A 13110-nucleotide genomic window follows, 5' to 3' on the forward strand; every position below is an offset into this window, starting at 1 on the left:
TCCTATCCGCAAAACGCTTTGAGCAGTTCGCTCTGCACTTGATAAATGGCTTGATCGTCGGCGCGCAAATGCCGGTACTGGCCGTCGCTTTGCAATTGCCAGGCTTGGGCGTTATCTCTGAGATACGCATCCAGGTCGTTAAGAATCCGTTCCGCAATCCGTTTGTCGGCGATAGGGAAACAGACCTCCACCCGGCGGAACATATTGCGGTTCATTAAATCGGCGCTGGATGCGTAAACCGCCCAATCGCCGCCGTTACAAAACGCATAGATGCGGGTGTGTTCCAGGAAGCGGCCGACGATGGAGCGTACTTCGATATTCTCTGAAACCCCCGGCACGCCCGGCCGCAAGCAACAGACGCCGCGCACGATCATTTTGATTTCCACGCCGGCTTGCGAGGCGCGGTACAGCGCTTGAATTGCCTGTTCCTCGACTACGGCATTGACCTTGATAATAATCCTGGCCGGCTTGCCTTTTTTGGCATGCTCGATTTCTCTATCAATCATCTTCAGGATGCCGTGGTGCAAAGTGAACGGCGATTGCAGCAGCTTATTCAGTTTGCTGACCTTGCCCAAACTGGTCAATTGCATGAATACCCGGCGCACGTCTTCGCCCAATTCTTTTTCGCAGGTAAATAATCCGTAGTCGGTATAAAGCCGGGCAGTTTTAGGGTGGTAGTTGCCGGTGCCCAGATGCACATAATTGCGTAATGTGCTGCCTTCCTTGCGCAAAACCATGCACATTTTGGCGTGGGTTTTATACCCTACCACGCCGTACACCACGTGAGCCGCGGCTTCTTGCAGTTTTGCGGCCAGACCAATGTTGTCCTTTTCATCGAAACGCGCCCGCAACTCGATGACCACCGTGACTTCCTTACCGGCGCGGGCGGCTTTGATCAAGGCCGCGACGATAGGCGAGTCCACGCCGGTGCGGTACAAGGTTTGTTTTATGGCTAATACATCTGGATCGGCAGCGGCCTGGCGAATGAAATCCACCACAGGCGAGAACGACTCGTACGGATGGTGCAACAAAATATCCTGTTTGCGGATGCTGGCAAAAATATCCTTATTGCGCCCTAGCGCGGGCGGCACGCTGGATTTGAACGGCGTAAATTTAAGATCGGGCCGTTCGACCATGCTCAAGATGGTTTGCATCCGGCTTAAATTGACCGGACCGTTGGCTAAAAATAAGCGGTCCGGTTTCAAATCAAAGCGCGCCAACAAGAAATTCACGGTCTCTTCGGGACAATTACCGTCGATTTCCAGACGTACTTCATCACCGTAATTGCGCATCGCCAGTTCGCCTTCCACAGCCAGCATCAAGTCGTCGATCGCGTCGTCGTCGACGAAAAAATCGCTGTTGCGGGTGACCCGGAATTGATAACAGCCCTTGACCATCATGCCGTTGAACAACTCGTTGACGAACGCATGAATGATGGAGGACAGAAACACAAAATCGTAAGGCCCGCTATCGGTCTCGGTAACAGGTAATTGCACGATGCGGGGTAGGGCGCGCGGTGCCTGCAAAACCGCCCGGCCGCTGTTACGGCCAAACGCATCTTTGCCGGTTAGGGAGATGATGAAATTTAAACTTTTATTCAGGATGCGCGGAAACGGGTGGGCGGAATCGAGCCCGACTGGGGTCAGAATCGGCAATAGCTCTTCGTTGAAATATTTTTCCAGCCAGGCTTTTTGTGCCGGGCTCCAACGGTCGCGCCGCAAGAAGCGGATATTCTCGGCCTCCATGCAAGGGATCAGTACCTCATTAAGCACGCGATATTGCTCTGCGACCAGTTCGTGGGCTTTGATCGAGATTTTGTCGAATTGCTCGTTAATGGTTAAGCCGTCGGAACTGACCAGATTGGGATCCATTTCCGCCATTTGTATCAAGCTGGCGACACGTACTTCGTAAAACTCATCCAGATTGGAACAAGAAATGCATAAGTAATTCAGCCGTTCCAATAGCGGCAGCGTTTCGTCCAGGGCTTGCGCGAGCACCCGAAAGTTAAACTCCAATAAGCTGTGTTCGCGGTTGATATAAAGCTCGGGACTATTTAAATCGATGGATTCCATGTCGGCTGCTAGTTTGATTGGGGTCAGTCGATTATAAATGAAATTTTTTGGCCTTGGGTTACAGCGGCGCTTGAGGTCTGGAACTTGCTATAATCGCCGCCGTAAACTTAACCGGACGTTAAAGTCATGAACTTCCCAACCATAGAATCTTTTGTCGGAAATACGCCATTGGTGCGTTTGCAACGCCTGCCGGTCGCCGGTGGCAATACTATTTTGGTGAAGCTGGAAGGTAACAATCCGGCTGGTTCGGTGAAAGATCGGCCAGCCTTAAGCATGATTCAACACGCCGAAGCGCGCGGCGAGATCAAACCCGGCGATCGCTTGATCGAAGCCACTAGCGGCAATACCGGTATTGCCTTGGCGATGGCGGCGGCGATTAAGGGTTATAAGATGACCTTGATCATGCCGGACAATATGAGCGCTGAGCGCATTGCCTCCATGAAAGCCTACGGCGCGGAGATTATCCTGACGCCGGCCAAAGGCAGCATGGAAGCAGCCATCGATCTGGCAAGAGCCATGGAAGCGCGCGGCGAGGGACGGATTCTGGATCAATTCGCCAATCCCGATAATCCTTTGGCGCATTACGAAGGCACCGGTCCGGAAATCTGGCGCGACACGCAGGGTAAGATTACGCATTTCGTCAGTTCCATGGGCACCACCGGCACCATCATGGGGACCTCCCGGTATTTGAAAGAACAAAATCCCGCGGTTCAAATCATCGGCGTGCAGCCGGAAGGCGAATCGAAAATCCCGGGTATTCGCCGCTGGCCTAAGGAATATTTACCTAAAATATACGACGCTGTGCGGGTGGATAGCATCATCGAAGTCAATCAGCTGAACGCGGAAAACACCACCCGAGCCTTGGCTGCACAAGAGGGTATTTTTGCCGGCGTATCTTCTGGCGGTGCGGTTTACGCGGCTTTGCAATTATCCCAACAAATTGAAAATGCCTTGATCGTGGCGATAGTCTGCGACCGGGGCGACCGCTATTTATCCACCGGCATTTTTCCAACCTAAACAACGCAGCTTTATATTGGGTTACACCGCGCTAACCCAACCCACCCAATCGAGCACAATGGCCCACAAGAAAAAACTCCCGTTAGACCCCGTCACCGTTACCATAGAATCTTTGTCCCACGATGGCCGTGGCGTCAGCCACGTCAATGGCAAAGTCGTGTTTATCGACGAAGCCTTGCCCGGCGAAACGCTGGAATTTGTCTACACCGACAGTCGTAAAGACTATGCAGAAGGCAAAGTGGTCAATCTGATCAGCCGGTCTGAGCACCGGGTCGAACCGGCTTGTCCGCATTTCGGCAGTTGCGGCGGTTGCAGTTTTCAACATGTCGATGACGCCGAACAGATCAACTTCAAAGAGGATTTACTGCGCGATCAGTTCCGTCGCATCGGTAAAGTCGAGATTCCGCAAATCTGGGAAGCTTTGACTGGCCCGCATTGGGGTTATCGCAGCAAGGCGCGGATGGGCGTGAAATGGGTGGCAAAAAAGAATAGGGTATTGGTGGGCTTTCGCGAGCGGCGCAATCCGTTTTTAGCGGAAATCGATAGCTGTAAAGTGATGAACTCCATCGTCGGCGAGAAGCTGATTGCTTTGGGCGAGATGATCGCCGGGTTGACGGTGAAAGACAAAATTCCGCAAATCGAAGTGGCGATTGGCGATAAGGAATGCGTACTGGCGTTTCGGGTGCTGGAGCCACCGACCGATGCCGATAAACAAAGGCTGCGCGAATTTGCCCATCAACATCAGGTCAGCATTTGTTTGCAGCCGAAGGGTCCGGATACCATCGTGCCTTTGGACGGCGAGCCGGAAGTCATTCCGAGTTACGCGCTAGCCGAACAAGGCGTTAAGTTCAATTTCCGCCCGGCGATGTTTACTCAGGTCAATTACCAGATCAATCAGAAAATGGTGACACGGGCCTTGGCAGCGCTGGAACTGACCAAGGAAGACAGGGTACTGGATTTATTCTGCGGCTTGGGCAATTTCACTTTACCGCTGGCGACCCAGGCGGGTCAGGTCGTCGGTGTGGAAGGCGACTTGCCGCTGGTCAAGCACGCTCGGGAAAATGCCAAGTTGAATAATCTGGATAATGTTGAATTTCATGTCGCCGATCTGACTAAGGACTTGAAGGACCAACCCTGGTCCAAGCAAAAATTTACCAAGGTGCTGCTGGACCCTTCCCGGGCCGGTGCTTCGGAAGTGTTACACAACTTGAAACACTGGCAACCGGAGCGCATCGTTTACGTATCCTGCAACCCATCTACCTTGGCCCGCGATGCCGGAATTTTGGTGAATGAGCTGGGCTACAAGCTGGTCAAGGCCGGGGTGATGGACATGTTCCCGCAAACCGCGCATGTCGAATCGATAGCCTTGTTTGTGAAATGACTTCAGGTTCTGCGGCAACGCAGCGCTATCACTTTGCAGCGCCTTATTTGGACATCTCCATTGCCGAGCAACGCCTGCGCTTAGTACACGGCAGCGAGGTGCTCAACGAGTATCAGGTCTCTACCGCAAAAAATGGCCCCGGCGAAAAAAAAGGCAGCTACTGCACGCCGACCGGCTGGCATAAAATCCGCGCCAAAATCGGCGCCGGCCTGCCGATCAACAGCGTGCTGGCAGGCCGGCGGCCAACCGGCGAAATCTACACGCCGGAGCTGGCCGCGCAGCATCCGCAACGCGATTGGATTCTCAGCCGCATCCTGTGGCTGGGCGGGCTGGAACCCGGCAAAAACCGCTACGGCGATGTGGACAGCACCTGGCGCTACATTTATGTCCACGGCACGCCGGACGAGTTGATGCAAGGTAAGCCGGAATCGCATGGCTGCATTCGCATGCGTAACGCCGACCTGATCAGCTTGTTCGAGCAGGTTGCCGTGGGTTGCCGGGTGTGGATTCATGAATAAACAGCAACCGATATGCCGCGCATCGTTTTAGGCATCGAATACGACGGCAGCGCTTACGCCGGCTGGCAATGGCAGGACGGTAAAGCGACCGTGCAGGGCCAGTTGGAAAAAGCCTTGACTAAAATCGCCAATCAACCGATTACCGTACTATGCGCGGGCCGCACGGATGCCGGCGTGCACGCATTGGAACAAGTGGCGCATTTTGATTGCGAAGTGGAACGCGACATGCGCGGCTGGTTGATGGGCGGCAACAGCTATCTGCCGGATGACATTCGCATTACCTGGGCGCAAGCGGCGCAAGGCGACTTTCATGCCCGCTACAGCGCCATAGCAAGAGCTTATCGTTATGTGATTTTGAATCGGCCGATGAAGTCGGCTTTGCTAAGAACGCAGGCGACCTGGTGTTACCAGCCGCTGGATGAGCAAGCCATGCATCAGGCTGCACAGTCGCTATTGGGCGAACACGATTTTTCCTCGTTTCGCGCGCAGAGCTGCCAATCGGTGAGTCCCAATCGGCTGATGCATTTCATTGATGTGTATCGCGACGAACAGCGGGTGATCATCGATCTATGCGCCAATGCCTTTTTGCATCATATGGTCAGAAATATCGCCGGGGTATTGATGGAAATCGGCATAGGTCGGCGGCCGGTGGATTGGACTGCTGAACTTTTGGAGACTAAAGACCGCTCCCAAGCTGCGATGACCGCGCCGCCGCATGGTTTACATCTCGCAGCTGTGTATTACCCGGAGCATTATGCGATCGCCAAAAACCCCTTGTTCGATAAGCTGCCGGCAGACGCAAAGCGGCATGATTAATCGCAGCCTGGCAAATCGAGTTCGCGAAGCGTCTAGCTCAAACCTTCTAACAGCTTCTCCAGTTCGAGTTTTGCCAGTTTACCTGTCGCGTTTCGCGGAATCTTAGTAACAAAATGAATTTTTCGCGGCAGAAACACCTCATCCAGATAGGGCTGTAGACCCCGCCGAATGGCTTGGCTGTCTAGTTTGCTGACCACGACAGCGGCCAGTCGGCCATTGTCTTGGATAAAACAAACCCCATCGTCTACGCCGTCTATATCCAGCAAGCGACGGTTAAGTTCGGTCAGGGACGCGCGCTTGCCGCCGATTTTTACCATGTCTTGATCACGGCCCAATACGGTAAAACAGCCGTCGGCTTGGATCTGCACAGTGTCTTGCAAAGGCACTGCTATCGGCAAATGCGCGGCTTGCAGATCGGTTTGTCCACTTTCATCTTGATGCAAGCGGCAGCCGGTGTAAGGTCGCCACGGGTTCTCAAGCAAGGTCTCGCGGCTGGCAAACGACAGGGTTTCGGTGCTGCCATAGATTTCGCGCGGGGATTGCCCTAAAATTGCCGCGGTTTCGCCGGCCAGCTTTGCGGATAAGGTATCGGTAGCTGAAATAATGCCGGCCAGATTGTCCCAAGCAGCGTTGGTTTTGATTAAGGAACGCAAATGGGTGGGTGTTGACGCCAGCACAACGGGCCACGGCGCGGTATTCATCGTTTGCCGGATGTCTTCAGCGAAGAACGGCCGGCCGTCGTGCAGCACCAACTGAGAAAACAAAGGCCAGAATACCGAGGTTTCCAGACCGTACATATGTTGCGGCGGCGTGGTAGACAACATCAAAAGTTGCTGCTCCGCTAATCCCAGGCTGCTGACCGCCATTTCGGCGGAGGTTTTAAAGGTATGCAGGCTATGCGGACACGGCTTGGGTTTGCCGGTGCTGCCGGAGGTGAAAGCGATCACAGCGGTGCGCTGCCAGTCGAAATGGGGTGGCGATGCTGCGCTTGCAGCGTTTGGCGCGATGACTTCGAACCAATCCAAACCCTTTTGCTGCGGCGCGTGTTCTCTGGCGATATACGCGCCGGGATAATCGCGCAGAATTTCCAGAATAACCGCTATTTGCCCGGCGGGTGGCAGCAGGCAAATCTGTCCGCGTACCGCCGCCGCTAACAGGCACAGGCTAAATAGGTAGCGGTTTTCGCATAAATTAAATTGATAGGGCTGGTCCGGCAATTGCGCGGCCAGGGCCGCCACGTCCGCCCATAAATTGCCGCGGCATACCACCTGGCCGTTGTGCAGGGCAAACGGTGCTGTGTGGTCAGAAATTGGTGTCTGCGCGGCGGGAGATTTTTGGGTTTCCAGCATTGAGTGGGATGTTATTGGGGCAATACTGCCAAGTTAACGCCTATCTTGTTGAGGCTTGTCGTAGATCGTCGTTCTCCTGCTGGAGAAGCATTACACTGATTTAACTTGATGGCATACTCGCTGTTTCTGAATTTTGTACTGGACGTATTTTAACCGGATAAGAGGGTTGGTAAGTAAATGGATGCAGATGTATTGATTATCGGGGCCGGCCCCTCCGGCAGCGTGGCTGCCAAGATGCTGAAACAACTCGGTCACCAGGTGGTGATTCTGGAAAAGGAACAGTTCCCGCGTTTCTCGATTGGCGAAAGCCTGCTGCCGCAATGCATGGCCTTTATGGAAGCCGCTGACATGCTGCCGGCGGTGACGGCGGAAGGCTTCCAATTTAAAAACGGCGCGGCTTTTTCCAGAGCCGGCAAACTGACCGAATTCGATTTCACCCAAAAATTCAGCCCAGGCTGGGGCACCACCTTTCAGGTACCGCGCGCCCATTTTGATAAGGTGTTGGCCGACAGCGCCGCAGCGGCCGGCGTGCCCATTCATTATCAACAAACTATCCAGTCTGCCGATTTTAGTAATCCCGAGCAGGCCTGCCTGACCAGCGTCGATGCCACCGGTGTGCACAAGCAGTGGCGGGCAAAGATGGTATTGGATGCCAGCGGCTTTGGTCGGGTATTGCCAAGATTATTGGATCTGGAAACCCCTTCGTCATTGTCGCCGCGGCGTGCGCTGTTCACGCATATCGAGGATCGGATTACTGTACCCGATTACGACCGCAATAAAATTTTAATTGCCATTCATCCGAAATTTCATGAAATCTGGTACTGGCTGATTCCGTTCAGTAACGGCAGAAGCTCGCTCGGTGTGGTGACGCCCGCGGGTTTTCTGGACCAGCGCAGCGGAGAGCCGCTGGAAGTGTTAAAGGACATTGCCTTCGAAGAGCCACGTCTCGCCGAGCTGTTGACCAACGCCCGTTTCGATACCCCGGCTAACACCATCGGCGGCTACTCGGCCAACGTCAAGCAACTCTATGGACAGGGCTTTGCGTTACTCGGCAATGCCGGCGAATTTTTGGATCCGGTGTTTTCATCCGGCGTGACGATTGCGATGAAATCCGCCGCGTTGGCCGTACCCTTGGTTGACCGGCAATTACGCGGTGAGCCGGTAAACTGGTCTGTCGAATACGAACAGGCTTTGCGCAAAGGCATTGAGGTATTTAGGGCTTATGTGGAGGCTTGGTACGATGGCCGTTTCCAGCAAATTATTTTCGAAGAAAATCAGTTGGCCAGCGTCAAGGCCATGATCTGTTCCATTCTTGCTGGCTATGCCTGGGACGAGGAAAACCCCATGACGCAGCGCAGTGCTAAGAAAATCGAGGCCATCTTGGCAACTTATCAAACTGCCTGAGCGGTGTCATTTGTATTTACATGATTTAGGTCTGGTCTGTGCGCTGGGCAGCAGCAAGGCTGACATCTTAGCCGCATGGCTTGCCGGAGGTTCTGTTCTGCCTGTTCCACCGACCTGGCTGGATTCGGCCATTCCCGCATTCGGCGTGCTAACTGAATTACCGGTCATTCCGGCCAAGCTTAAACAATACGATTGCCGCAACAACCGTTTGCTGTTGTCGGCGCTTTGCCAGATCGAGTCCGCTACTAGTACCGCCATAGCTCGTTACGGCGCAGATCGCATTGGCATAGTGGTAGGCACTAGTACCTCGGGGATTGCCGAGGGTGAAAGTGCGGTGCAGGTGTTGCGGGCAAGCGGGAGCATGCCTGGTCACTATCACTACAAGCAGCAGGAACTGGGAGGCGCGGCGGAGTTTTTGGCGGCGTACCTGGACGTTCGCGGCCCGGCTTTCACCGTATCCACCACCTGTTCATCCAGTGCGAATGCCTTGGCTTCGGCCCGCCGGCTGCTGCGCTTGGGTATCTGCGATGCGGTCGTGGTGGGCGGCGCTGATAGTTTATGCCGCACTACGCTGGAAGGCTTTTTTGCATTAGGTGCTCTTAGCAAAACCACTTGCAATCCGTTCAGTAAAAATCGCGACGGCACGACGATAGGCGAAGGCGCGGCTTTATTTCTGATGACGCGCGAGCCTGGAGACATCGCGTTGCTGGGTGTCGGCGCCAGTGCCGATGCCTATCATATTTCCGCGCCGCGCCCTGACGGTAGCTGCGCTTTGCTAGCAATGCAGGCGGCATTGGCCGATGCACAGCTAAAGCCTGAGCAAATCGATTACATCAACCTGCACGGCACGGCCACCTGGCAAAACGATGCGATGGAAACTCGGGCGGTTGCGCAGTTGTTCGGTAGCGATACGGCATGCAGCTCCAGCAAACCGTCCACCGGCCATTGTTTAGGTGCGGCTGGTGCGCTGGAAGCAGGTTTATGCTGGTTGCTACTGTCTGATTTACATCAAGAAAGGCGTTTACCTGCGCATCTGTGGGATGGCGAACCTGACCCGGACATGACTCGACTAAACTTGGTCGGGCTGGAAAACCAGCAGCCAAAGCCGCTACAATACTGCCTTAGCAACTCTTTTTCATTCGGCGGAAACAATGTGTCCCTGCTCATTGGACATCCCTGACAGTCCAGCGGCTTTTCCCTATGCCATCGAATCCCTAGTACCTCAGTCCGGGCGTATGGTGCTGTTGGACCGGGTCCTGGAAGTCAGTGACAGCCATATCGTGGTCGAATTGCAGGTGCGCGACGACGGCCTGTTTTCGTGTAGCGATCACAGCGTACCGGCCTGGGTGGGTTTGGAATACATGGCGCAAACTATTGCCGCCTACTCCGGGTATCACCGCAAGTGCCGAGGCGAAGCGATTGGTTTGGGGTTTTTATTAGGCACTCGCTACTTCGAATGCTCGGTCGGCAGTTTTCCCTGCGGCGCCAAACTGACCGTCGGGGCGGAAAAAATTATCGAGGCCGCCAACGATATGTCGGTGTTCGACTGCACGATAACCGGGCAAAATATCAAGGCCAGCTCGAAGTTAAATGTGTTGCTGCCACAGGATTCGCAAAAATTTCTCGCCGGAAAAGGAATATGAGCCAACCAACCATCCTGGTTACGGGATCCAGCCGAGGCATCGGCAAAGCCATCGCCCTGCGCCTTGCTCGCGAGGGCTACGATATTGTGCTGCATTGCCGCAGCCGGCTGGATGAAGCCGAGCAAGTCAAACAGCAGATTGTCGAGATGGGCCGCCAAGCGCGCGTGCTGAGCTTTGATTTGGCCGACCGCCATGCGGCCAAAGACAGTTTAGAAAACGATATTCAAAGCCATGGCGCCTACTATGGCGTGGTCTGCAATGCCGGCCTTTCCCGAGACAATGCCTTTCCAGCGCTGAGCTGCGAGGATTGGGATCAAGTATTGCGCAGTAATCTGGATGGTTTTTACAACGTGCTTTATCCGCTGGTTATGCCGATGATACAACGCCGTAAACCGGGACGCATCGTCACGCTGTCTTCCGTGTCCGGTTTAGTCGGTAACCGCGGCCAAGTCAATTACAGCGCGGCCAAAGCCGGCATTATCGGCGCAACCAAAGCGCTGGCGGTGGAGTTGGCGAAGCGCAAAATCACCGTCAATTGCGTGGCCCCTGGTTTGATCGAAACCGAGATGCTCGAAGGCTTGCCCCTTGAAGAAGCGCTGGCCGCCGTACCGGCCAAACGCTTGGGTACACCGGAAGAAGTCGCGGCCTTGGTGGCGTTTTTGATGTCCGAAGATGCCGCTTACATTACCCGGCAAGTGATTTCGGTGAATGGAGGTTTGTGTTGACCCGCCGCGTCGTCGTGACCGGCATGGCCGGCTTTTCGCCGATTGGCAACGATTGGGAGGAAATACGCGGCAGCCTTTTAGCCAAGCAATCCGGCATCCGATACATTCCGGAATGGGAAATTTATAACGGTCTTTTGACCCGTTTAGCGGGGGCAGTGGAAAATTTCACGCTGCCAGCGCATTACACCCGCAAAAACACCCGCAGCATGGGTCGAGTCTCGTTAATGGCAACTCGGGCCACGGAATTGGCTATGCTTGATGCCGGTTTGCTGGGTGATCCGATTATCAGCAGCGGCCGCACCGGTGTAGCTTACGGTTCGTCAGTTGGATCGACGCCGGCTATCGCCGATTTCGGCAGAATGCTGATTAATCACGACATCGGCAATCTGAATGCTACCACCTATCTGAAAATGATGGGCCACACCACCTGCGCCAACGTGGCTTTGTTTTTTCAAGTGCGCGGCCGGGTCATACCTTCTGTCAGTGCCTGTACCTCGGGCAGCCAGGGCATCGGTTACGCCTACGAAGCGATCAAATACGGTTTGCAGGACGTGATGCTGGCGGGCGGCGCGGAAGAGCTTTGCCCGACCGAAGCGGCGTTATTCGATGCACTGTATGCTACCAGTACCCGTAACAGCGAACCTAATCTGACGCCGCGACCTTTCGACCGCGACCGCGACGGCTTGGTAATCGGCGAGGGTGCTTGTACCTTGGTATTGGAGGAACTGGAACGGGCTTTGGCGCGCGGCGCGCGAATTTACGCTGAAATAAGCGGATTTGCGACCAATGCCGACGGTGTGCACGCCACGCAACCCAATGCCGATACCATGCAGGTAGTCATGCGTTTGGCCTTACAGGATGCCCAGCTAGAAGCCAATCAAATTGCTTATATCAGCGCACACGGCACTGCGACAGAGCAGGGCGACATTGCCGAAAGTCATGCAACGGCCGCGGTGTTTGGCGGTAATACGCCGATCAGCAGTTTGAAAAGTTTCACCGGCCACACCTTGGGTGCTTGCGGGGCCTTGGAAGCCATGGTGGCAATTCAGATGCAGCGGGAAGGTTGGTTCCATCCCAATTTGAATCTGGATAATCTCGATCCGCGTTGTGCTGAATTGGATTACCTGACCGGCGACGGCCGTCATATCCACGCCGACTACATCGTTAGTAATAATTTTGCATTTGGCGGAATCAACACCTCTTTGGTTTTACAGCGCTGGGATAGCTGAGTTGACCGAGAACATGGCCGAGTCCAGAAGGGAAAGCCGTTTGGCTTTCACAGTAAAACACTGGTGTTTCTGGCAATCGGCGCCGGAGCCCCAAACCACTAGCTGGCCTAACGGTGAAATATTGCCGCATAACCAAGGTAAGGCCGATGTGGGGTTTTTACCGGCGATGCAAAGGCGCAGATTATCGCCCTTAGCCAGAGCCGCCTGCGCTGTGGCTTGGCGCAGTCGCAGTGAAAACGGCGACATGCCCTCGGTGTTTTTTTCAAACCATGGCGAAAGTCAGTATTACTTCGAGATGCTTGAAGAGTTGGCAAAGGGCGAGCATGTTTCGCCTAGCCGCTTCAGCCAGTGCGTGCACAATGCCATCGCCGGCTTGTCCAGTTTCCATAATGCAAGCTATTTACCGTATGTAGCCTTGGCCGGCGGTACGGAAGGGTTGTATGCGGCTTTTCTGGAGGCTGGCGGCATGTTGCTGGATGTTCCCCAAGTTTTGCTTGTCTGCTATGAGCAGCCGTTGCCGGACGCTTATTTACCTTATCTGCCCGGCAGCCAAACCACCTGGGCTTTGGCGATGACGCTGGGGCGATCAGCCAGCGCCGGGCCGCAATTGCAACTGACGCGCGAGCCGGCAAATGGCCCGGCAATACCGGAAAAGGGCTTGCCCAATTTCGTGCAAGCAGTCCTATCCGGCCGGCAAAGCGGATCTTGTCGGCAGGACAGGGCGATCTGGCATTGGCGTATGGACGATGTTTCATGATGCCGATTGCCAGCGGCCTGAGCGATCTGCCGTAACCCAGGGTATAATCCACGTTTGCCGTAGTAATTTATCGCGCGGTTGGCACAGATACTTTGGCGCTTGGAGTGGTGCCAGAGGAACACAATAGCAAACCGATACTCGCTAAATCGAGGCTGTAGAGTGAGTTCCAGGCCGAGTTGAGTATCGCAACAGGAAACAA

12 protein-coding genes are annotated in these 13110 nt (G+C 54.6%); 10 read left to right on the forward strand and 2 right to left on the reverse strand.

The window, feature by feature from the left end:
- Window positions 1-2 precede the first annotated feature (2 nt).
- Window positions 3-2072 carry a polyphosphate kinase 1 gene (gene ppk1, locus ACMXD4_RS11030; protein ID WP_319962825.1) on the reverse strand — a complete coding sequence of 690 codons (2070 nt, stop codon included), beginning with the start codon at window positions 2070-2072 and terminating at the stop codon, window positions 3-5.
- Between the two features lie 126 nt (window positions 2073-2198).
- Between ppk1 and cysM the strand changes: the two genes are divergently transcribed.
- Genes cysM through truA form a run of 4 tightly spaced genes read left to right on the forward strand, consistent with a single transcriptional unit; the run spans window position 2199 to window position 5804 of the window.
- A complete protein-coding gene (gene cysM, locus ACMXD4_RS11035) occupies window positions 2199-3089 on the forward strand; it encodes a cysteine synthase CysM (RefSeq protein WP_319962826.1) in 891 nt (296 codons plus the stop codon).
- A 58-nt stretch (window positions 3090-3147) separates the two neighbouring features.
- Window positions 3148-4470 (forward strand): 23S rRNA (uracil(1939)-C(5))-methyltransferase RlmD, encoded by a 1323-nt coding sequence (gene rlmD / locus ACMXD4_RS11040; protein WP_415880785.1) that lies wholly within the window; start codon window positions 3148-3150, stop codon window positions 4468-4470.
- The gene (locus ACMXD4_RS11045; protein ID WP_415880786.1) at window positions 4467-4988 is read left to right on the forward strand and encodes a L,D-transpeptidase family protein; all 522 of its coding nucleotides are present in this window, start codon (window positions 4467-4469) and stop codon (window positions 4986-4988) included. The genes rlmD and ACMXD4_RS11045 overlap by 4 nt, the downstream gene beginning before the upstream one ends.
- 12 nt (window positions 4989-5000) lie before the next feature.
- A complete protein-coding gene (gene truA, locus ACMXD4_RS11050) occupies window positions 5001-5804 on the forward strand; it encodes a tRNA pseudouridine(38-40) synthase TruA (protein ID WP_415880787.1) in 804 nt (267 codons plus the stop codon).
- Between the two features lie 32 nt (window positions 5805-5836).
- Here the strand turns inward: truA and ACMXD4_RS11055 are convergent, their stop codons facing one another.
- The gene (locus tag ACMXD4_RS11055) at window positions 5837-7153 is read right to left on the reverse strand and encodes an AMP-binding protein (protein WP_415880788.1); all 1317 of its coding nucleotides are present in this window, start codon (window positions 7151-7153) and stop codon (window positions 5837-5839) included.
- Between the two features lie 177 nt (window positions 7154-7330).
- Here ACMXD4_RS11055 and ACMXD4_RS11060 point away from each other — a divergent pair, with 177 nt between their 5' ends.
- From ACMXD4_RS11060 to ACMXD4_RS11085, 6 genes are read left to right on the forward strand one after another with little or no spacing between them, the layout of a single operon-like run.
- Window positions 7331-8557 carry an NAD(P)/FAD-dependent oxidoreductase gene (locus tag ACMXD4_RS11060; RefSeq protein ID WP_415880789.1) on the forward strand — a complete coding sequence of 409 codons (1227 nt, stop codon included), beginning with the start codon at window positions 7331-7333 and terminating at the stop codon, window positions 8555-8557.
- A gap of 10 nt (window positions 8558-8567) precedes the next feature.
- Window positions 8568-9737, forward strand: coding sequence for a beta-ketoacyl-ACP synthase (locus tag ACMXD4_RS11065; protein ID WP_415880790.1), 1170 nt, complete (start codon window positions 8568-8570; stop codon window positions 9735-9737).
- On the forward strand, window positions 9709-10200 hold the full coding sequence (locus ACMXD4_RS11070; RefSeq protein WP_415880791.1) for a 3-hydroxylacyl-ACP dehydratase: 492 nt from the start codon (window positions 9709-9711) through the stop codon (window positions 10198-10200). The genes ACMXD4_RS11065 and ACMXD4_RS11070 overlap by 29 nt, the downstream gene beginning before the upstream one ends.
- Window positions 10197-10925 (forward strand): 3-oxoacyl-ACP reductase FabG, encoded by a 729-nt coding sequence (gene fabG, locus ACMXD4_RS11075; RefSeq protein ID WP_415880792.1) that lies wholly within the window; start codon window positions 10197-10199, stop codon window positions 10923-10925. The genes ACMXD4_RS11070 and fabG overlap by 4 nt, the downstream gene beginning before the upstream one ends.
- Window positions 10919-12154: a beta-ketoacyl-ACP synthase gene (locus ACMXD4_RS11080; protein ID WP_415880793.1), complete on the forward strand. Its 1236-nt coding sequence runs from the start codon at window positions 10919-10921 to the stop codon at window positions 12152-12154. The genes fabG and ACMXD4_RS11080 overlap by 7 nt, the downstream gene beginning before the upstream one ends.
- Before the next feature lie 13 nt (window positions 12155-12167).
- A complete protein-coding gene (locus ACMXD4_RS11085; protein WP_415880794.1) occupies window positions 12168-12911 on the forward strand; it encodes a beta-ketoacyl synthase chain length factor in 744 nt (247 codons plus the stop codon).
- Window positions 12912-13110: the final 199 nt, after the last annotated feature.

Source organism: Methylomonas sp. TEB (assembly GCF_047777895.1).
Classification (GTDB): domain Bacteria; phylum Pseudomonadota; class Gammaproteobacteria; order Methylococcales; family Methylomonadaceae; genus Methylomonas.